Source organism: Streptomyces sp. S465 (genome assembly GCF_026898115.1).
Classification (GTDB): domain Bacteria; phylum Actinomycetota; class Actinomycetes; order Streptomycetales; family Streptomycetaceae; genus Streptomyces; species Streptomyces luomodiensis.
This window is the reverse complement of sequence record NZ_CP114036.1, coordinates 3,912,874-3,933,558: the sequence shown is the minus strand read 5'-3', so window position 1 is coordinate 3,933,558 and position 20,685 is coordinate 3,912,874. Positions and strand designations below refer to the sequence as shown.

The 20,685-nt window shown below is 72.5% G+C and carries 14 protein-coding genes; 6 read left to right on the top strand and 8 right to left on the bottom strand.

Annotated features, from left to right (window positions below; genetic code table 11):
- From N6H00_RS16540 to N6H00_RS16530, 3 genes are all read right to left on the bottom strand, one after another.
- Complete coding sequence (locus tag N6H00_RS16540; RefSeq protein ID WP_268972486.1) at positions 1 to 1,686, bottom strand: LCP family protein; 1,686 nt, start codon at positions 1,684 to 1,686, stop codon at positions 1 to 3.
- A gap of 261 nt (positions 1,687 to 1,947) precedes the next feature.
- A complete protein-coding gene (locus N6H00_RS16535) occupies positions 1,948 to 3,066 on the bottom strand; it encodes an LCP family protein (RefSeq protein ID WP_268972485.1) in 1,119 nt (372 codons plus the stop codon).
- 390 nt (positions 3,067 to 3,456) lie between these two features.
- On the bottom strand, positions 3,457 to 4,209 hold the full coding sequence (locus N6H00_RS16530) for a TIGR03089 family protein (RefSeq protein WP_268972484.1): 753 nt from the start codon (positions 4,207 to 4,209) through the stop codon (positions 3,457 to 3,459).
- A gap of 128 nt (positions 4,210 to 4,337) precedes the next feature.
- Here N6H00_RS16530 and N6H00_RS16525 point away from each other — a divergent pair, with 128 nt between their 5' ends.
- Together N6H00_RS16525 and N6H00_RS16520 are read left to right on the top strand one after the other, a co-directional pair.
- Positions 4,338 to 6,068, top strand: a complete 1,731-nt coding sequence (locus tag N6H00_RS16525; RefSeq protein WP_268972483.1) for an N-acetylmuramoyl-L-alanine amidase — start codon at positions 4,338 to 4,340, stop codon at positions 6,066 to 6,068.
- 72 nt (positions 6,069 to 6,140) lie between these two features.
- Positions 6,141 to 7,247 carry an NDP-sugar synthase gene (locus N6H00_RS16520; RefSeq protein ID WP_268972482.1) on the top strand — a complete coding sequence of 369 codons (1,107 nt, stop codon included), beginning with the start codon at positions 6,141 to 6,143 and terminating at the stop codon, positions 7,245 to 7,247.
- 368 nt (positions 7,248 to 7,615) lie between these two features.
- On the opposite strand, the gene N6H00_RS16515 is transcribed toward N6H00_RS16520, so the two are convergent.
- The 4 genes from N6H00_RS16515 to N6H00_RS16500 all read right to left on the bottom strand — a co-directional run bounded on the left by N6H00_RS16515 (position 7,616) and on the right by N6H00_RS16500 (position 12,517).
- Positions 7,616 to 8,527: a DNA-3-methyladenine glycosylase family protein gene (locus N6H00_RS16515; RefSeq protein WP_268972481.1), complete on the bottom strand. Its 912-nt coding sequence runs from the start codon at positions 8,525 to 8,527 to the stop codon at positions 7,616 to 7,618.
- 994 nt (positions 8,528 to 9,521) lie between these two features.
- Positions 9,522 to 10,967, bottom strand: coding sequence for a coenzyme F420-0:L-glutamate ligase (locus N6H00_RS16510; RefSeq protein WP_268972480.1), 1,446 nt, complete (start codon positions 10,965 to 10,967; stop codon positions 9,522 to 9,524).
- A complete protein-coding gene (gene cofD, locus N6H00_RS16505; RefSeq protein ID WP_268972479.1) occupies positions 10,964 to 11,926 on the bottom strand; it encodes a 2-phospho-L-lactate transferase in 963 nt (320 codons plus the stop codon). Before cofD ends, N6H00_RS16510 begins: the two co-directional genes overlap by 4 nt.
- A 57-nt stretch (positions 11,927 to 11,983) precedes the next feature.
- On the bottom strand, positions 11,984 to 12,517 hold the full coding sequence (locus N6H00_RS16500) for a cysteine dioxygenase (protein WP_268972478.1): 534 nt from the start codon (positions 12,515 to 12,517) through the stop codon (positions 11,984 to 11,986).
- Between the two features lie 667 nt (positions 12,518 to 13,184).
- On the opposite strand from N6H00_RS16500, the gene N6H00_RS16495 reads away from it, so the two are divergent.
- From N6H00_RS16495 to N6H00_RS16485, 3 genes are all read left to right on the top strand, one after another.
- Positions 13,185 to 13,448: a WhiB family transcriptional regulator gene (locus tag N6H00_RS16495; RefSeq protein ID WP_004952403.1), complete on the top strand. Its 264-nt coding sequence runs from the start codon at positions 13,185 to 13,187 to the stop codon at positions 13,446 to 13,448.
- A 227-nt stretch (positions 13,449 to 13,675) separates the two neighbouring features.
- The gene (locus N6H00_RS16490) at positions 13,676 to 17,716 is read left to right on the top strand and encodes a glycosyltransferase family 2 protein (protein ID WP_268972473.1); all 4,041 of its coding nucleotides are present in this window, start codon (positions 13,676 to 13,678) and stop codon (positions 17,714 to 17,716) included.
- Positions 17,713 to 19,275 carry a DUF5719 family protein gene (locus N6H00_RS16485; RefSeq protein ID WP_268972471.1) on the top strand — a complete coding sequence of 521 codons (1,563 nt, stop codon included), beginning with the start codon at positions 17,713 to 17,715 and terminating at the stop codon, positions 19,273 to 19,275. Before N6H00_RS16490 ends, N6H00_RS16485 begins: the two co-directional genes overlap by 4 nt.
- Positions 19,276 to 19,375: 100 nt before the next feature.
- On the opposite strand, the gene N6H00_RS16480 is transcribed toward N6H00_RS16485, so the two are convergent.
- A complete protein-coding gene (locus N6H00_RS16480; RefSeq protein ID WP_268972470.1) occupies positions 19,376 to 19,795 on the bottom strand; it encodes a metallopeptidase family protein in 420 nt (139 codons plus the stop codon).
- 341 nt (positions 19,796 to 20,136) lie between these two features.
- On the opposite strand from N6H00_RS16480, the gene N6H00_RS16475 reads away from it, so the two are divergent.
- Positions 20,137 to 20,604: a DUF3499 domain-containing protein gene (locus N6H00_RS16475; RefSeq protein WP_268972469.1), complete on the top strand. Its 468-nt coding sequence runs from the start codon at positions 20,137 to 20,139 to the stop codon at positions 20,602 to 20,604.
- Positions 20,605 to 20,685: the final 81 nt, after the last annotated feature.

The window sequence follows — 20,685 nt, the reverse complement described above, 5'->3', positions numbered from 1 at the left end:
TCACTTGGCGCAGACGTTCTTGTCGTCGGCCTCGACCCTCTGAATGTCCTTCGGCGCCTTGCTCGGAGCGGAGATCGGAGTGCCGGCGCCCTTGAAGTCCGCCCCGAGCGTCAGAGTCATCTCCGCCATCGGCTCGGCGTCCTTCGTGCCTTCCTTCATGGCGGAGGCGGGCAGCCCCATGCTGTCGGCCAGCCGACGCGCCTGGTCGGCCTGGTTGGGAGCGTACTCCAGGGTCGTCTTCTTCAGCTCCGACGGAGCGTTTCCGCCGTTGCTGGTGCGGATCATCCCCTCGGTGTTCTGCATCCAGTCGACGGTCTCCTGGGCGGCGCCGAACTGCCCGCTGCCGTTGAGCACCTTGACCCGCACATCGGCGGGGTCGGCCTTCGTCCCCTTCAGCCGCGCCGCCTGCTTGTCCTTCTCCGCCTTCTCCTTCTTCTTGACCTCGGTCAGGGACACGTCCTGACGGACCATGGCGAACAGCGGCTCGGCCTTGGTCTTGTCGAGCAGCACGGTCGCACCGTCGGTGTTGTCGACCACCGGGACGGTTGCGAAGGTGACGTTCTTGAGGTCGACCTTGCTCAGGTTCTTCCCCAGCGAGGCCAGTTTGGAGACGGTGCCGATCCCGGTGTCCACGGTGAGCGCCTTGGTGGCGCTCTGGGCCAGGTCCCACATCTTGCCGGGGCTGGTGAGCGTCCCGCTGGACTTCATCTTGCGCATCAGCGCACTCAGGAACTGCTGCTGGAGCTTGATCCGGTCCAGATCGCCGCCGAAGCCCACGGCGTGCCGGGTCCGGACGAACGCCAGCGCCTCCTCACCCTTGATGGTGTGGCGGCCCTTGGTGAGGTTCAGATGCGACTTGGGGTCGTTGATGTCCTTGGCGAGACACACCTCGACCCCGCCGACCGCCGTGGACATCTCCTTGATGGCGTTGAAGTCGGCCATCATGAAGTGGTTGATCTCCAGCCCGGTCAGCTTCTCGACCGTCTGCCAGGTGCAGCCGGGGTCGCGCCCCTCCTGGCCCAGGCTGGTGTTGAAGCGCACCTCCGACTCGCCCGGGATGGTCTTGAACGAGCCGTCCTCCTGTTTCGTACGGCAGTCCGGGATGTCGGTGATCATGTCGCGGGGGATGGACAGCACGGTCGCGTTGGACCGGTCCGCGGAGACGTGGAAGAGCAGCGTGGTGTCGGCGTGCCCGACGCTCCCCGCGTCGCCGTACCCCTCGTTCCCCTTGCCGTCGCGCCGGTCGGTGCCGATGAGCAGGATGTTCATCGGCCCGTCGGAGACCGCGGCGTTGTTCTCGCCGACATCGACCTTGCTGATGTTGTTGTTGAGGTGCTGATAGATGAAGTACGCCGCGGCTGAGCCGCCCACCAGCAGAAAGGCCAGGGTGCCGCTGCCCCAGTAGAGCGCCTTCTTCGCCTTCGACTTCTTCGGCTTCGGCTTGCGACGGCTGACCGGGCCGGTCTCCTTCTCCTTCTCCCGCCTGGCCGCGCGTCGGCGGCCTCGGGGCTCGGAGTCGGTGGCCTCGTCCTCGCTCGACGATCTGGAGACAGCTCGCAGCTCGGTGGTGTCCGCCGATGTCTCGGCAGGGTTCAGCCGCAGCTCGTAGTTGCCCGTGTTCGGGTCGAACACCCACTGATCGGCTGGGTCGAAGTCACCCGCCCCGCCAGGGCCTTGCGCGTCCACGGTCGCCTGTGTCCTCCGTCGGTGCCACGCGGCGCCTCCCCCTCAAGGCGCTCCATCCGTCTTCCTGTGCAGTGCGCGGCCACCTCGTAGAGCGCACCGGATCGCTCACACTATCCGTCCAGATCAGCGTCAAGCGACGCCGGTGACAGATTCCACTTCCCTACAACTGGGCAATCTGCCCAATCCTTATCCGATCCTTCACGAATCACAGCTCGCTCTTATGGTGCGTTTACTCGCAGATGCCGCCGCTCGCGGACGCCGCTACTCGCAGATGCCGCGAGCCGCGGTCGTCCCTTGGTAGGGGCTGCCGTCGCCGGCCTTCGGGTCGCCGCTCGTCGACGCCGTGACGGTACGGGCCACCGACACCGGGCGATCCAGCCGCAATTGCCGGAACAGCCGGTCGGCGTCGGGCTGGACCAGCTCGTCGCGGTTCTTGTTGTACGTATACGGCTGACGGGGAATCGTGAGGAAGTGGATCTTCTCCCGCGGGATGTCCCGCACACCGCGCACCAGAGCGTACAGATCTTTGAGCGAATCGAGCCCGGGATCGGTGGTCAGCGAGGACGTCGCCGCGTTGAGTACCGGATACAGTTTCGCCGGATTGAGCAGCACACCATTACTCTGCATTTTCTTCACAAGTGAAGCCATGAACTCCTGTTGCCTGCCGATACGCTCCGTGTCGCTGCCGTCGCCGATGCTGTACCGGGCGCGCACATAACCGAGTGCCTGTTCCCCGCGGAGGACCTGACGCCCCGCGGGCAGCTTCAGATGCGCGTCGGCGTCGTCGACGGGCTCCTTCAGGCACATCTCCACCCCGCCGACCGCGTTCACCAGCCGCTTGAAGCCGTTGAAGTCCACGATCACGTGGTGGTCGATGCGGATCCCGGTCAGTTTCTCCACGGTGCGGATCGTGCAGGCCGCACCACCGAATTCGAATGCCCAGTTGAACTGGGCGAACCGGGGCTGGGTCCGCTTTCCGTCCGGCCCGTCGCAGGCCGGCACGTCCACCATCAGATCGCGGGGGATGGAGACGGCGGTAGCGCTCTTTCCGCCGGCCTGGAGATGCAGCAGGATCGTGGTGTCCGAGCGCTGGGTGCCGGTGTCCCTGCCGTATGCGCCGTTGCCCTCGCCGCCCCGGTTGTCGGAGCCGATCAGCAGGATGTTCTGCGCGTCCCGCACCACCGACACCGGGCGCTCGGCCTCGTACTTCTTGAGCTCGTTCGCGGTCCGGGTATCGGTGCGGATATTGCCGTCGAGGTGCTCGTAGAACCACCACCCCGCCCCGGCGACCGACAGCACCAGCACGGCCCCGCCCAGGGCGAGGACGCGCGGCCAGCGACGCCTGCGTCTCGGGGCGGGCTCAGGGTCGTCAGTCGTCACGTCCGCGTCCTCCCACCCGTCTCCCGCCCGCGGGGCGGAGCGGCTTCGCATGCCGGGATGCCGATTACCGGGATACCGATTAACGGAACAGACATGCGAACCCCGCACATGGTTGTACGTATCCGTGCATCATCGCGCGGGGCGGACGCCCTGGCCCGTGGGCTCGGCCCTCCGGTCCGCCGGACGGGTCAGGGTGGGGATGAGGGCGAGGTCTCGGGGAGTGGGGTGGCTTGAGGGTGGGTGGCGGCTTCGAGGTGGGGCGGTTTCGGGGTGGGGTGGTGCTTTCGGGGTGGGGGCGGTTTTGGGGTGGGGTGGAGGTTTCCGAGTGGGGGCGGTTTTGGGGTGGGGGCGGCCTCAGGGCGCGGTGGCGGTTTCAGGGTGGGGGGCGCCTCACGGGGCGGTTGCGGTGACCCGCTCGCTCTCCGTGCGCTCGGCCAGCCCCTTCTCGTCCAGCCGGTCCAGGTTGCGGCAGAGCACCACCGAACCACCGGCGGCCAGCGGGGCGTACAGCCCGTACGACAGCCCCTCCCAGCTCTCGTACGGAAGCCCCGAGAGGATCCGGGAGCCGGGCCCGAGCCCCCGCGCGGCGGCGTCGGCGCGCGCCCGCTCCACCAACTCCGCGCTGGTCAGCTCCAGACCGCCGACGGCCAGCGCGGGCGTCTCCGGGTCCACCGGGGAGTACGGGGCGAAGCGGTCGCCCTGGCTGGGCACCTCCACGGCGTAGTCCGCGAACCCCTCCGGCAACTGGGGGAACCGGCCGCCCAGCGGCCGCAGCGACAGTGCCACCCGCTCCCCGGAGCACTCCCGCGCCTCCTCGAGGGTGTCCGGGCCGCTGATGACGAGGTCGGCGGAGGCCGGGTCGCCCCCGAAGTCGACGAGGACCCCGACCGAGGAGCAGGCCACCAGCCACACGGCGGTCTGCCAGTGCGCGGGCAGCAGCAGCGCGCACCGGTCACCCGGTGCGGCGGCCAGATCGTCCTGGAGCAGATTGGCGGTCTTCGCCACCCAATTGGCGAAGGTGGCCACGGACAGTTCGACGCGTTCGCCCGTGGCGTCGTCGTAGAAGGTCACGAGCGGGCGGGACGGATCCGCGGCGAGCGCGGATCCCAGCAGGTCGGCGGGGGTGCGATCGGTGGCGTTCACCCGCGCAAGCCTACGCGCCGAAGGTGCGGTGCGGATGGGGTCGGTGAGGCCCGGGTCATCGAACGGTCCGCGACGTGGCGGCTCTTCCGAATGGACATGTTTGTCCCCTTATGTAGACGATTTCAATCATGCGTGCGTATCTGGCATCCTCGATCGGCGTCGCGTGCACCGCCGCCCTCGCCCTCCCCCTCGCCCTGCATCCGGGCCCCGCCCACGCCCGCGCCGAGCGGGCCGAACGGACCGCCACCTCCGGCTCCACGCAGTCGCTGCCGCTCCTCCCGCTCGCGGCGGGCGGACTCGACCGGAGCGTGGCCGCGCCAGGCGGCGACGCGGGCGACCGGGGCGTCACCGCGCCGAGCGTGCGGCCCTTCTCGCTCGTCGGCGTCGTCTGGGACCAGTCCGCCGCCGACCTCCGCGCCCGGGTGCAGGTCCGCACCCGCGCGGTCGGCGGCGACGAGTGGTCCCCCTGGCGCGAACTGCTGCCGTACGGGGACGAGGCCCCCGATCCCGACTCGCCCGAACACCGCGGCGCACGGGCCCGCGGCGGAACGGCACCGCTGTGGGTCGGCGCCTCGGACGGCGTCCAGGCGCGGATCCGGCCCGAGCGGACGACGGGCGAGCCGGCGACGGACGAGGGGGCGACGGACGAGGGGGCGCGGGCAGCGGGCGAGGGCGCTCGGGGGCCGAGTGCGGGCGAGGAGGCTCGGGGGTCGGGCGAGGAGGCTCGGGGGCCGGGTGAGGAGGCTCGGGTGCCGGGTGAGGAGGCTCGGGCGGCGACCGCGGGTGAGGGCGGGCGGCCGACGGCCCTGCCCGCCGGACTCCGGCTGGAGCTGGTCGACCCCGGCGAGGCTCCGCCGCCGCCTCCGGACCGCGCCGCGCTTCGCGCCCTTCCGGCACATCCCGCGCCGACGCCGGGGGGCACCGGGCCGGGCGCGAAACCGTCGGCGGGAGGGCCGGGGAAGCCGGCGGCGGAACGGCCCGGGAAGCCGTCGTTGGGACGGCCCGTGAGCCCGTCGCCGTCGTCCGGATGGCCCGGGAAGCCGTCCCCGAAACCCTCCTCGAAGCCGTCCTCCAAGCAGCCGCCCTCGAAGCTTTCTCCGAAGCCGTCCTCGAAGCCGTCCTCGGTGAAGCCCTCCCCGAAACCGTCCTCGAAGCCCTCCGTCCAGCCCACTGAGCCCACCGAGTCCACCGAGTCCACCCAGCCCCCCGGCGCACTCCCGGCGGAGGTGGAAACCAAGGCGAACGCCGCCCGCCACACCGCGCCGCGGCCCCGCATCATCACCCGCGCGGGCTGGGGTGCCGACGAGAAGATCCGCGAAAAGGGCCACGTCTACAGCAAGACCGTCAAGGTGGCCTTCATCCATCACACCGTCACGGGCAATACGTACAGCTGCTCCCAGGCGCCCTCCGTTTTGCGCAGTATCTACCGTTACCACGTGAAGAGCCTGGGATGGCGTGACTACGGCTACAACTTCACCGTCGACAAGTGCGGAAAGATTTACGAAGGCCGCTCCGGGGGTGTGACCAAAGCCGTACGCGGAGCGCACACTCTGGGCTTCAACACCAACAGCATGGGCGTGGCCGTCCTCGGCACTTTCTCTACCAAGGAGCCCTCGGCCAAGGCCGTGAAGGCCATCGCCAAGCTCACCGCGTGGAAACTCGGCCTCTTCAAGCGAAATCCGCGCGGTACCACGCATCTGGTGTCCGGAGGCGGTAACAAGTACAAAAAGGGCGCCAAGGTAAAGCTTCATGTGATCGCGGGTCACCGCGACGGCTTCGCCACCGAGTGCCCGGGGAAACGTCTTTACAAGAAGCTCGGTTCGGTACGGAAGACCGCCGCCCGCCTACAGGGGCGCTGATCAGGCGCGGTCCGGGGATCTGCCTACACTGGCCGCCGACCGGCGAGCCCCAGCAGGAAGCAGAGACGATACGTGACCAAAGCGCCAGCAACGCTATCGCCAGAGGCGATCCTCCTGGTCGGCGGCAAGGGAACCCGGTTGCGCCCGATGACGGTGCACACCCCCAAGCCGATGGTCCCGGCGGCAGGCGTTCCGTTTCTGACCCACCAGCTCGCCCGCGCCCGCGCCGCAGGGGTCGAGCACATCGTGCTCGCCACCTCCTATCTGGCGGAGGTCTTCGAGCCGTACTTCGGTGACGGCTCTTCGCTCGGCCTGCACTTGGAGTACGTCACGGAGGAGGAGCCGCTGGGCACCGGCGGAGCCATCCGCAACGTGGCCTCCCGGCTGCGTTCGGGCCCCGACGACCCGGTGCTCATCTTCAACGGCGACATACTCACCGGCCTCGACATCCGCGCCCTCGTCGACAACCACCGCACGACGGGGGCCGATGTCTCCCTCCACCTCACCCGGGTCCCCGACCCCCGCGCGTACGGGCTGGTCCCCACCGACGAACAGGGCCGGGTCACCGCATTCCTGGAGAAGCCGCAGACCCCCGAGGAGATCGTCACCGACCAGATCAACGCGGGCGCGTACGTCTTCAACCGCTCGGTCATCGACACCATCCCCGCCGACCGCCCCGTCTCCGTCGAACGCGAGACCTTCCCCGGTCTGCTCGCCGAGGGCGCGCATCTACAGGGCATGGTCGACTCCACGTACTGGCTCGACCTCGGCACCCCCCAGGCATTCGTGCGCGGCTCCGCGGACCTGGTGCTGGGCCGCGCCCCCTCCCCGGCCGTGCCGGGGCGCTGCGGCGACCGCCTCGTCCTGGACAGCGCATCGGTCGCGGACGACGCCAAGCTGACCGGCGGCACGGTCATCGGCCCGCAGGCCCGGGTGGGCGCGGGTGCGCGCATCGACGGCAGCACGGTGCTGGAGGGCGCCGTCGTGGAGGAGGGCGCGCAGGTGCGCGACTCGCTCATCGGCGCGCGGGCACGGATCGGCGCCCGTACGGTGCTCCAGGGCGCGGTGGTCGGGGACGGCGCGCTGGTCGGACCGGACAACGAACTGCGGGACGGCGTACGGGTGTGGTGCGGGGCGGACATCCCGGCGGGTGCGGTCCGCTTCTCGTCGGACCAGTGAACGCGGGGGCGGGGTTGCCCTGGGGGCGCGGGCGGTTGCGTGGGTGGTCGGCCGGGAGCGGGGTTGCCCGGGGGCGCGCGGCCGCTTATGTGGTGCTGCCGGGTGCGGGGCCTCCGGGGCGGGGTCCTGGACCGTATATTTACGGCGCCGACGACAGTTGAGCGTGGGGTGGGCCGGAGATTGGCGCCACAAATACACGTAAGCGTCCAGGACCCCGCCCCTCCGACCCCGCCCCCTCCCGTCTCGCCGGCGACCGCCCCCCGGTGGTCCCCGGCGCCGTCCGGTGCCGGGTCCGCCCGGTGGCGCGGGTGTGACCCCGCCCCCACCCGCCTCGTCGGCGGCCCCACCTGGGTGGCGGGCCGCCGGGGCTACATAGCCCGGAAGTCCCTGACGGCGAAACGAGGGGCGCGACGGGGTGGGGTGCGGCCGGACAGGAGGATCAGCCGGGCCGCGCGGTGGCGCTGTCCCGCGTAGGGGGCCAGGAGCCCGAGCATCGTCTCGTCGTCCGTACCCCGCTCTCCGGTGAGCGCGTAACCGATGATGCGCGGCAGATGCAGATCGCCGACCGTGATCGCGTCCGGGGTGCCATTACTGCGCTGTAGGGTCTCCGCCGCCGTCCAGGGCCCGATGCCCGGGATCAGCTGCAACCGGGCGGAGGCGGCGGTGAGGTCCATGGACGCGGCCTCTTCCAGCCGCCGGGCGACCCGGACGGCCCGTAGGACCGTCGCGGAACGCTTGCTGTCCACGCCTGCGCGGTGCCACTCCCACGAGGGGATCAGGGCCCAGGCCCGTGGGTCGGGCATGACCCGCATCCGCATCCGCTCGGCCGGACCGGGCGCGGGTTCGCCATGGCGCTGGAGCAGCAGCCGCCAGGCCCGGTACGCCTCGGTGCTGGTGACCTTCTGCTCCAGGATCGAGGGGATCAGGGATTCGAGGACCAGCCCGGTGCGGATGAGCCGAAGGCCGGGGTGGCGACGGTGCGCCTCGTGGACGAGCCGGTGGCGCGGTACGAACGCGGCCGGGTCGTCGTCCGCCCCGAGGAGGGCGGGCAGACCATCCAGCAGCCACTCGGCGCCCGGCCCCCAGGCCCGGCCCTCGATCTCCGCACCCTTGCGCGCGATCCGTATGGTCCCGGGCCCGGCCGGCGTCCGGCTCGCCCGCCAGAACGCGCCGTCCGCGCCGACCTGAAACGCGGGATCCCCCGGCCCGCGCTGCAGCACGCCGAGGCTACGCGAGAGGTCGTAGGGCCCCGAGGGGCTCCAGGTACGTCTCACACACACGCCGCCACCCTACGACCCCACCCAAGCCGCCCTCCGCCCCCGTCCGGCGCCACGGGTGCGGTCGCCGACGAGGCGGGAGGGCGCGGGGTCGCACCCACTCTCGGCCCAGCACCTGCGCCGCCGGGCGTACCCGTCACTGGGCAGGCGTCCGGGGCCACCGGGGGGCATCGACGAGGTGGATGGATGCGGGGGCGTGCCCACCCCCGTCCAGCACCCGTGCCGCCGGGCGTACCCGGGGCCGGGCAGGTGTCCGGGGCCGCCGGGGCGCGGTTGTCGACGAGGCGGGAGGGGGCGGGGGTGCGCCCACTCCCGCCCAGCGCCCGCGCCGCCGGGCGTACCCGGGGCCGCGCAGGCGCTCGGGGTCACCGGCGGGGAGTCGCTGACGAGACGGGTGGGTGCGGGGGTGCGCCACCCCCCGCCCGGCGCCCGCGCCGCCGGGCGTACCCGTCACCGGGCAGGTGTCCGGGGCCGCCGGGGCGCGGTTGTCGACGAGGCGGGAGGGGGCGGGGTCGCACCCACCCCCGGCACCCGCGCCACCGGGCGGACCCGGCACCGGACGGCGCCGGGGGCCGCCGGGGCGCGGTCGCCGACGAGACGGGAGGGGGCGGGGTCGGAGGGGCGGGGGCCTGGACGCTTACGTGTATTTGTGGCGCCAATCTCCGGCCCACCCCACGTTCAACTGTCGTCGGCGCCGTAAATATACGGTCCAGGACCCCGCCCCGGAGGCCCCGCACCCGGCACCCCCCACACAACCGACCGCGCCCCCAGGGCAACCCCGCCCCCGGCCGACCACCCACACAACCGGCCGCGCACCCCGGGGCAACCCCGCCCCCCCGCACCACCCACGCAACCGACCACGCGCCCCAGCAACCACCACCACACCCGCGCCCCCACCTCGCGCAACGCGCGCCCCCGGTCCCGGCGCACACGACCTCGCCGCGCAACCCGCCGCGCAACCCACGGCCCCGGTCACCCAACGCCGGCCCCCGTCCCCCTACCGCACCACCACGAACCCCTCGGCCCCGCGTTCCGGCCGGGCCGGCGGGGCGGTTGCCGCGCGGCCCACCGCGACCGCTCCCATCGGGTCCCAGTCGTCCGCCAGGCCCAGGACCTCACGCACCACCGGGCGGCAGAACATCGTGGAAGACACCCACGCCGACCCCAGCCCCTCACCCGCCAGCGCGACCAGCAGGTTCTGCACCCCGGCCCCCGCCGCGACCACGAACATCTCTCGCTCCGCCGCGTTCCGCCGCGGGTCGGGGTAGGTGTGGGCGCCGTCGGCGACCAGGCACGGGACCACCAGATACGGCGCCTTGCGCAGCACATCCCCGCGCCGCACCCGCTTGGCGATGCTCTCCTCGGAGAAGCCGTCCCCCCGCAGATCGGCGATCCAGGCATCCCGCATCGCGTCCAGCAGCCGCGTCCGCGACTCCTCCGACTCCAGCAGGACGAAGCGCCACGGCGTCGTGTGGTGCGGCGCCGGCGCGGTGACGGCGGCGGCGACCGCGCGGCGCACCGCCGCACCGTCCACCGGCTCGTCGGTGAACTCCCGGACCGTACGGCGCAGCGTCACGGCCTCCCGCACGGCCTCGGAGGTGCCCAGCCGGAACATGTCGTCCGCGGCACCACGCACCAGGGCCCGCGCACCTTCATCAGCTCCTTCAGCCCCGCCGGCCTCGCCAGCCCCGCCGTCCTCGCCAGCCTCGCCAGCCCCGCCAACCCAACCAGTCCCACCAGCCCCGTCCGATTCGTCCAGCCCCTCGAACCTCACCACCTGCGGAAGCCCCCGCACCACAGCCACCGGCAGCCCCGCGGCCTTGCCCTTGACCAGGTCACCCGCGGCGGCCAGCTCATCGGCGGTGGCGACGATGGTCGCGCTCAGCGGGTTCCCGTACGCGTCGACTCCGCCCCGCAGGTCGTCCAGGACCCGCACCCCGGCGGCCCCGATGGCGACATCGGTGACCCCGGTCCGCCACGGCCGCCCGAAGGTGTCGGTGACGACGACGCCGACCTCCACGCCGAGCACGTCCCGCAGCCCGGCCCGGATCGCCCGCGCCGAGGCGTCGGGGTCTTCGGGAAGCAACAGGACCGTCCCGGACGGGGTGTTGGAGGCGTCGACCCCGGCGGCGGCCATGACCAGGCCGTGGCGGGTCTCGACGATCCGGGTGCGGCCGCGCCGCGCCACGACCCGCACCGTTTCGGCGTCTATGGCCGCCTCCCGGTCGGTGGCCTCGACGATCCGCCCCTCCGCCTTGCTGACGATCTTGGAGGTGACCAGCAGCACATCGCCGTGCGCGAGCCCCGGCAGACCGCCGGAGGTCGCCGCGTCGGCGATGAGCTTGGCGAGGTCGTCACCGGGCCGCACCTCGGGCATGCCGGGCAGGGCCCACACCTGATACGACGGCAGTTCTCCCGTGCCCCGCAAGGGCCGGCCGCTCATCCCCGCACCTCTTCCGCCAGCGCCAGCGCCTCGGCCGCCATCGCCGCCGTGGCCTCGAGGTCCGTCATCATCAGCGGGATCGCCCGGCAGCGGATCCCGGCGGCCTCGACCTCCTCCACCGCGCCCGCGTCCACGGTGTCGACGAGCCATCCGTCGAGCAGCCCGGAGCCGTAGTGCTTGGCGACGGCGGCGGCGGTGGACTCGACGCCGACGGCGGCGAGCACCTTGTCGGCCATGCCGCGCACCGGCGCGTCGCCCACGATGGGGGACAGGCCCACGACCGGGACGCCGGCGTCGGCGATGGCCTCGCGCACACCGGGCACGGCGAGGATCGTGCCGACGCTGACGACGGGGTTGGACGGCGGGAAGAGGACGACGTCGGCGTCGGCGATGGCCTCAAGGACGCCGGGCGCCGGTTTGGCCTGGTCGGCGCCGACGGGCACGACGGCGTGGGCGGGTACGGATGCGCGCAGGCGCACCCAGTACTCCTGGAAGTGGATGGCCTTACGGCCTTCGCCTTCCGGGTCGTCGATCAGGACGTGGGTCTCGACACGGTCGTCCGTCATGGGCAGCAGCCGCACCCCCGGCTGCCACCGCGCGCACAGCGCCTCGGTGACGGCGCTCAGCGGATAGCCCGCGCCGATCATCTGCGTACGGACTATGTGCGTGGCGAAGTCGCGGTCGCCGAGACCGAACCACTCGGGCCCCACTCCGTACGCCGCCAGCTCCTCCTTGACGGCGAAGGTCTCGTCGGCCCGGCCCCAGCCCTGCTCCTCGTGGATGCCACCGCCGAGGGTGTACATCACGGTGTCGAGGTCGGGGCAGACCTTGAGGCCGAAGAGGTGGATGTCGTCGCCGGTGTTCCCGATGACGGTGATGTCGGCGTCCGGAGCCGCCGACATCAGACCGCGGAGGAAACGGGCGCCGCCGATACCGCCTGCCAGAACCACAATGCGCATGAAGACAGTCTGTCAGCCGGAGCCGGTCCCGGTGAGGGCGGCCGCTCAGCCGCCCAGTCAGCCGCCCAGGACGTCCAGCGTCTCGGCCCCCGCCCCGGCCCCCGGGACGCTGGACAACTCGGCGCTCTGGGTGGGGTGGAGCGGCATCTCGGTCAGCCCGGGGAAGTAGATGTGCAGACTGACGGCCGGTTCGAGGGAGTCGTTGACGACGTCGTGCACATAGCCGGGCGCGAAGACGCGCTGTGCGCCGGCGCGCAACGTATGCCGCGCGCCGCGCGCTCCCACCCGTTCGGTGAGCTCGCCCTGGAGCACGGTCAGCACCCCGGAGGAGCGGCCGTGGTCATGGGCGCCGCTGCCCTGTCCGGGCACCCAGCTGAGCAGCCACACCTCATAACCGGGGCCGGTGCGCAGCCGGTGGTACCAGCGGCTGGTGGCGTCGTACTGGACGAGGGGCGCCCAGCGGTCGCGGTCGGCCGCGATGGTGCGGGCCAGACCGGCGAAGCCGGAGACGGTGGAGGGGTGCGCGGGTACGGGCGGCAGCAGATGCTGGATGGCGAGCGGGTCACCGGCGATCTGAACGTCGCTGTTCATGACGGGGGTTCCTCGGCGGGAAGCGCGCGGTAGGCACGCGGAGTGCGGTGGGGGGTGCGGCGTCAGGCGCTATCAGGCGGTACCTGGTGGTGTCCGACGGTTGTCAGCACGAGACGTCGCGAGAGAAACGCGGAGAAAGCTGGAGCTCAGCAGGCATCAACAGCTCGAACAGCGACAGCGAGCCCGCACAGCGCAGCTGAACCCGTGGTCACGGGTCGGCGAAGGCGCGTGGGTCACTGACATGCGACCAAGGAGACCCGGATCGTCGCGCCGCTGTCAACTTGGTCTCACATTTCGGGTCAAGGTTCACCTCATCCGGTCTCTGTGGAGGGAGAAAGGTTTGTGCGGGCGTTGTACGGGTGACACGGCGCATCAACGCGTGTCGCCCCCGTGACACCGCGCGTGCCACGCAACGCGACCCGCGCCGATGACGTCCTCCTCAGTGAGGTGAGAGGAGGGACCTGAGGCACGGACGGGGAAGGTGTCGAGTTTAGGACGATTTGAACACTTTCCGCGCAACCTTGGTTCCGCAGAGTGAATAAGAGGCCCAATAGCAGATCTCGGCTTGACTGGCCCGGATCGGCACACTTGTAATTTCACTCGTGTCGTTCTGCCGATTCACCGACGGCAGCGGGCGCGGGGACGTGTAGACAGACGAGGGGCGCACATGACCGAGTTGTTCCAGCAACTGCTGGTCGAAGAGGCGGACGAGGAGCTCGGTTGGCAGGAGCGCGCGCTGTGCGCCCAGACCGATCCCGAATCGTTCTTCCCGGAAAAGGGCGGATCCACCCGTGAGGCGAAGAAGGTCTGCCTTGCCTGTGAGGTCCGTTCCGAGTGCCTCGAGTACGCCCTCGCCAACGATGAGCGCTTCGGCATCTGGGGCGGTCTGTCCGAGCGTGAGCGCCGCCGGCTGAAGAAGGCCGCCGTCTGACGCCCGCCGGGTCTGCCCTCCGCGCCAGACCCGCCAAGCCCATGGTCACGGCCGAGTGAGTCGCCGTGACCGGTCAGCGTGAACGGTCCGCCCGCCGCGCCCGTGGCGACGGGAGGCGGACCGGTCGCGTACACAGCCGTTAGTGTGGGGCCCCGTCCGAGACGCTCCAACGCCCCCATGGGGCACGCGCGTCCACCGCAGTCCAGCGAACCGGGGCCCGTACCTCGATGTCCGTGCACAGCCACTCGGCGGCCCAATACCCGGCCGCCACCGCCGCGTTTGCGCCCGCTCAAGAACCGGTCCCCGCACCGGCCTACCCGCGCCATGTCGTCACCGCCGTGCTGGTCGCCCACGACGGCGCCCGCTGGCTGCCCGACGCGCTGTCCGGCCTGCTCGGCCAGGAGCGCCCCGTCCAGAGCGTCGTCGCCGCCGACACCGGCAGCGCCGACGACTCCGCCCGGCTGCTCACCGAGGCCCTCGGCGAGGACCGGGTGCTGCACATGGCGCGCCGCAGCGGTTTCGGCACGGCCGTCGCCGAAGCGGTCCGTACGGCCCCGGTGCTCGGCCCCGAGGAGCTGACGTACCTCAAGCGCCCCAGCGGCTGGGACCCCGTCAACCGCACCTGGCGCGACGACGCGTACGACATGCCGGAGCTGCCGCACGGCGAGCCCGTCCAGTGGCTGTGGCTGCTGCACGACGACTGCGCGCCCGAGCCCGACGCCCTGGCCGAGCTGCTGCGGGTCGCCGACGCCGAGCTCACCGCGAACCGCGAGCCCGCGATCATCGGCCCCAAGCTGCGCGGCTGGTACGACCGCCGGCAGCTGCTCGAAGTCGGCGTCAGCATCGCCCGCAGCGGCCGCCGTTGGACCGGCCTCGAACGGCGCGAACAGGACCAGGGCCAGCACGACCAGGTGCGCCCCGTACTGTCCGTGTCCAGCGCCGGCATGCTGGTCCGCCGCGACGTGTGGGAGCGGCTGGGCGGTTTCGACGCCCGGCTGCCCCTGATGCGCGACGACGTCGACCTGTGCTGGCGCGCCCAGGCGGCCGGACTCCAGGTGCTGGTCGCGCCGGACGCCGTACTGCGGCACGCGGAGGCGTCGGCGCGCGAGCGGCGGCCCATCGACTGCGTGGGGCGCTCGGTTGCGAACCCGCACCGCGTGGACAAGGCGGGCGCCGTCTACACGCTGCTGGTCAACACCCGTGGCGCGCTGTTGCCCTATGTGATGCTGCGGCTCCTGTTCGGCACGCTGCTGCGCACCCTGGCGTATCTGGTGGGCAAGGTGCCGGGGCAGGCGCTGGACGAGGTCGCCGGTCTCTTCGGCACCCTGCTGCGGCCGGAGCGGATCCTCGCCGCGCGCAAGCGCAGAGGCCGGCCCGCCGTGGAGCCGAGCGAGCTGCGGCCGCTCTTCCCGCCGCCCGGTGCGACCGTAAGGGCGACGGTTGAGCAGGTCGCCAGCAATATAGGCGGCCGTTCCGAGCCCGAACTGTCCTCCGGCGGGCGGCACGGCGCGGTCGAGTCCGGGCCCGGCGACGAGGACGCCGACTTCCTGGAGATCGAGCAGTTCGCCCGGCTCAAGCGGATCGCGCGCAAGCCGGGGCCGATGCTCTTCCTCGTCCTGCTGGTGGTCTCGCTGGTCGCCTGCCGGAACCTGCTCGGCGCGGGCGCGCTCGCGGGCGGCGCCCTGCTGCCCGCGCCCGCTCATGTCTCCGCGCTGTGGTCGAGCTATGTGGACGGCTGGCATCCGGTCGGCACCGGGGGGACGCAGTCCGCGCCGCCGTACCTGGCCGCCCTCGCCGCGCTGGCGACGGTCTTCCTGGGCTCCACGGGCTTCACGCTGACCCTGCTGCTGGTCTGTTCGGTGCCGCTGGCCGGGTTCATCGCGTACTTCGCCTCCCGGCCGCTGGTCGAGTCGCGGCTGCTGCGCGCCTGGGGAAGCGTCGCGTACGCCTTCCTGCCGGCCGCGACCGGCGCGCTCGCGGGCGGGCGGCTCGGCACCGCCGTGCTCGCCATACTGCTGCCGCTGATGGCCCGCGCCGCGGCCGCCGCGGGCGGGTTCACGAGCAATGGGGCGAGGCTGCCGAGCTGGCGGGCGGCCTGGGCGTACGCGCTGCTGCTGACGTTCACCATGGCCTTCACCCCGGTCGTCTGGCCGATGGCCCTCGTGCTGGGCCTCGGCGTACTCGCGCTGCGGTACCGGCAGAGCGGCACCGAGCAGCTCATGGGACATGGACTGCGGTTCCTGATCGTGGTCGTCACCCCGCTCGTCGTGCTCGCCCCCTGGTCGCTGGACCTCCTCACCGACCCGGCCCGCTTCCTCCAGGAGGCCGGGCTGGACCGCGGCACCGGCTCCGCGTCCGCCCTGGACCTGCTCGCGCTCAGCCCCGGCGGCCCCAAGGGCGGCGGCACACTGCTGCTGATCGGCTTCGTCCTGGCCGCCCTCGCCGCCCTGATGCGCCGTGAACGGCAGATGGTGGTGCGCACGGCGTGGGTCGTGGCGCTCATCGGCTTCCTCTTCGCGGCGCTCGCCAACGGCTCCGGCTGGGCCGGGCCCGCGACCCTCGTCTACGGCCTGGCCCTGCTGACCGCCGGTGTGGTCGGCGCCGAGGGCGCACGGGAGCGAGTGGCGGCGCAGAGCTTCGGCTGGCGCCAGCCGGTCGCACTGCTGATCGCGGTCGCCACGGTGGCCGCGCCGCTGTACGCCGCCGTCAGCTGGATGGTGAGCGGCGCGGACGGCCCGGTCGAACGGCGCGACCCCTCGCAGGTCCCGGCGTTCGTGGCGGCCGAGAGCGCCACCGAGGACCAGGCCCGCACCCTGGTGCTCGGCGGCGGCAGCAGCGGCGCCCACGCCGACTACGCCCTGGTGCACGGTTCCGGCGCCCGGCTCGGTGACGGCGAGCTCGCCGCGGCGGGCGGCTCCGACACCCGGCTCGACGGCGTGGTGGCCAATCTGATCGCGGGCTCCGGCGCCGACCAGACCCGCCAGCTGGGCGGCTACGCGGTGCGCTACGTGTACGTCCAGAACGGCGCCCCGCGCGAGATGGAGCGGGTGCTGAACGCGACCCCGGGCCTCACCCAGCTCAGCCGGGAGGACGGCGGCGTGCTGTGGCGGGTCGACGAGCGGGTCTCGCGGGTCTCCATCGTCCCGGCCGAGTCCTCGGCGCGCTCGGCGGACGGGGCGGCGGTCAAGCCGGTGCATGTGGCGTCCGGCCCCGTCGAGGCGCACACCACCGTGCCGGACGGCGCGGCCGGGCGCGTGCTGCGGATCGCCGACCGGGCCGTGCCCGACTGGCAGGCCACGCTCGACGGCAAGCCGCTGAAGCCGACGACGGTCGACGGCTGGGCGCAGGGCTTCGAACTCCCGGCGAGCGGCGGCCGGCTGGACCTCACCTACGACACGCCCATCGCGCACACCGCCTGGATGTGGGCGCAGGGACTGCTCGCGGTGGTGCTGCTGGTGCTCGCGCTGCCGGGCCGCCGCCGGGATGTCGACGACGACCTGCCGGACGCCGAGGGCGCGGCCGCCGCCGTCACCGCCGAGGACCTGGCGGGCGACGGCCGCCGGGCGCGCCGACTGCGGGCCGCCGCGGAGGCGCAGACAGCGCAGGCCGCGGGGGCCGAGGCCGCCATGGGGCGGCCGGAGGCGGCGGATCCGCCCGCCGAGCCGGCCGCGATGGCCGACCCGTACGGCGATCAGGTCCCCGCGAACGCTCCTTACGGCGATCAGGTTGCCGCGAACGCCTCTTACGGCGACCAGGCAGCGGCGAACGACCCGTACGGCGACCAGACAGCCGCGGCCGCCGGTGACCCGTATGGCGAGGCGGCCGCCGGTGACCCGTACGCGGCGGTGCCGCACCAGCAGGCCGCCGCCGTGCCGCACCAGCAGCAGTACGGGCAGCAGTGGGACGCGCAGACGTACGCCGACGCCGGATACGGGCAGTACCCGGCCGGTCAGTACCAGGGCGAGCAGTACCAAGGGGAGCAGTACCAGGGCGAGGACTACGGGGGTCACTACCCCGGCGGGCAGTACCCGGCCGGTGACTACCAGGGCGGCTATCAGGACACCGGCTACCAGGACACCGGCTATGCGGCCGGCTACCAGGAGGGCCAGTACCCGGCGGACCCGTACGCGGGCGGCCAGTACGCCGATCCTTACGGCTACGACCAGCAGCAGCCCTACGCCGACGGCGGCCACCCCCCGCAGGGCGATACGACGTACGGCGACGCCGGCCCCGAGGACAGCCGCGACGGGAGCGAGCAGCAGCGATGAACCGCACCACCCTGTCCCTGATCGGCGCCGCCACGGCGCTGGCCGCCGTCACGGGCGTGGCCGCCCTCACCGGGGGCTCGTCCGATGACCCGGACCCCGCCGCGAAGGCCGCCACCCGGCTGCCCGTGCAGCGCTCGACGCTGCTGTGCCCGACGCCCTCCTCCTCGGACGTGAGCACCACCACCTACACCGCGTACACCCCCGAGCGGGACGACGTGGCCACCAAGAACGGCACCGCCGAACTGCTGCCCGCCCAGAGCCCCCCGGACGACGTGTCGGACCCCGGCGACGGCGACAGTAAGGACGACGGCGACAGCAAGGACGCCAAGGGCGCCGATGAGGACAAGGGCGGCGACAAGGCCGTGCTGCCCCTGAAGGAGCCCGGTAAGCCCGTCACCGTGGAGGAGGACAGCGCGGACGCGCCCGCGCTCATCGGGACCGCCGACGGCCGCTTCGCGCCCGGCTGGACCGTCCAGCAGACCACCACGGTGGACGCGGGCAGCGGGCGCGGCCTCCTGGGCACCGCGTGCACGGCGCCCGACACCGACTTCTGGTTCCCCGGCGTCAGCACCGACAAGGAGCGCCAGGACTTCGTCCATCTGACGAACCCGGACGACGCCGCGGCCGAGGTGGATCTGAAGCTCTACGGACCGAGCGGCCGGCTGAAGCCCTCGACCGATGAGTCGATCACGGTCCCGCCCCGCTCCACGGTCCCGGTCCTGCTCTCGACCCTCACCGACCAGCGGGCGGAGGGCGCCGCGCTGCGCGTGACGGCCCGCACCGGCCGGATCGGCGCGGCCGTGCAGGCCGTGGACCAGAAGGCCGGCAGCGACTGGCTCCCCGCCTCCGCCCTGCCCTCGGCGAGCGTGACGATCCCCGGCATCCCGGAGGACGTCACCTCCGCGCGCCTGGTCGTCTTCGCGCCCGGGTCCGACGACGCGGACCTCAAGGTGCGGCTGGCCGGGCCGAACAACTCGATCACCCCGGCCGGACATGAGTCGCTGCACGTCAAGAGCGGGATGACGGCCGCGATAGACCTCGGCGACGTGACCAAGGGCGAGCCGGGCTCGCTGCTGCTCACCCCCGAGGGCGGTAAGGGCTCGGCCACACCGGTCGTGGCCGCCCTCCAGGTGACCCGCGGCAAGGGCGGCAACCAGGAGACGGCGTTCATCCCCGCGACCGGCGCGATCGAGCGCGGTGCCACCGCGGCCGACAACCGCACCAAGGGCTCGACACTCTCCCTGGTGGCGCCGGGCGCGGCCGCGAAGGTGCGGATCACCGCCTCCGCGGGCGCCGGCGGCGGCAGCCCGGTCAGCAAGACGTACGAGATCAAGGGCGGCACCACCAAGGCCCTGGAGCCGCCGCACCCGGCCTCGGGCAAGGGCTCGTACGCGGTGACGGTCGAGCGGCTCTCGGGCGGTCCGGTGCACGCCTCACGGATGCTGGCGCTGCCGGAGGGCGGTGTCCCGATGTTCACGATCCAGGCGCTGCCGGACGACCGGGGCACGGTCGCGGTGCCCGAAGCGGACCAGGACCTGTCCGTGCTCAACGGCGACTAGCGGCGTCGCGGCGAGCCCGTCCGGAGGGCGGCTACGGACACTCGGGGGGTCCGTAGCCGCCCCGGAATTCCTCGCTCCCGCCCGTTTCTCCTGCTGCTCGCTAGTCCTGTCCGTACCGCGGGTCCACGGACTCCGGGGCCAGCCCCAGCAGCTCCGCCACCTGCTCGACCACGACCTCGTGCACCAGCAGTGCCCGCTCGTCCCGGTTCTTCGCCCGGATCTCGACCGGGCGGCGGTAGATCACGATCCGGTCCGGCGCGTCCCCGCGAGCCGCGATGAAGCGCCCGAGCGGTACGGACTCGCCGTCCCAGCCGTCGGCTCCGCCGTGCCCGTCCGGGCCCCCGCCGGACCCCGGGCCGCCGAGGCCCGACATGGGCACCTCCAGCACCGTGAAGTCGACCGCGGACAGCTGTGGCCAGCGTCTCTCCAGCCGCTCCGCCGAGTCCTGCACGAGGTCGACGAAGGATTCCGCCCGGCTGACCGAGAGCGGCACCTGGGGCGGCGCGATGGGGCCGCGCATACCTCGTCCGTGACGATCGCGACGACGGGGGCGCGGCTCGGACTGATGGGGGGGTACGGGCCTGGTCATCACTCACGAGGGTAGCTGTCGCCCGCCCGCCCACACGCGCTTACCGGACAGCCGGACCGGATGTCGCCAAATGAGCATTCCGGCCACGCTTAGGTCCAAAAACAGACGTCTCTTGGGTCGCTTCCCTGGCCCAAGATGATCCCTCGCGGTTCGAGAGCTGACCGTCGGCGGTGCCGACGATCATCCTCGGGCGGAGAGTCTTCGCTGGTCAGCGAGCAGGTTCACGTTTCGGGTGCACGGGGCGAACCGGGACGACACGGCGGAGTGAGCTGGTGGAGAGTCGTCGCGGCCCGCTCAAGAGTGCGGTACCGTCCAACGTCGTGAGCCCTGTACGTCGCTGTTCGCGCACCGCCTGCGGCCGCCCCGCCGTCGCGACGCTGACGTACGTCTACGCGGACTCGACCGCCGTTCTCGGCCCGCTCGCCACCTATGCCGAACCCCACTGCTACGACCTGTGCTCGGAGCACTCGGAGCGGCTGACCGCCCCGCGCGGCTGGGAGGTCGTCCGGCTCGCCGTCGACACCGGCCCGACCCGGCCCAGCGGTGACGATCTGGAAGCGCTGGCCAACGCGGTGCGCGAGGCCGCCCGTCCGCATGAGCGCGCGGCGGGGGCGGCGGCCGGTCCGGGGAGTCCCGGTTCCGGTCCCGGGGCCGGCCCCGGGCACAGCGGCCGGGAGGGCGATCCGCGTGAGGTCGCGCGCCGTGGTCATCTGCGGGTCCTGCGCTCGCCCGAGCCCTGATCCGTTTCCCTCCCGCGATCTTCCCTCAGTGATCTCCCCTCCGTGATCTTCCTTTGCGTCTCCTCGGAGATATGCGCGGAT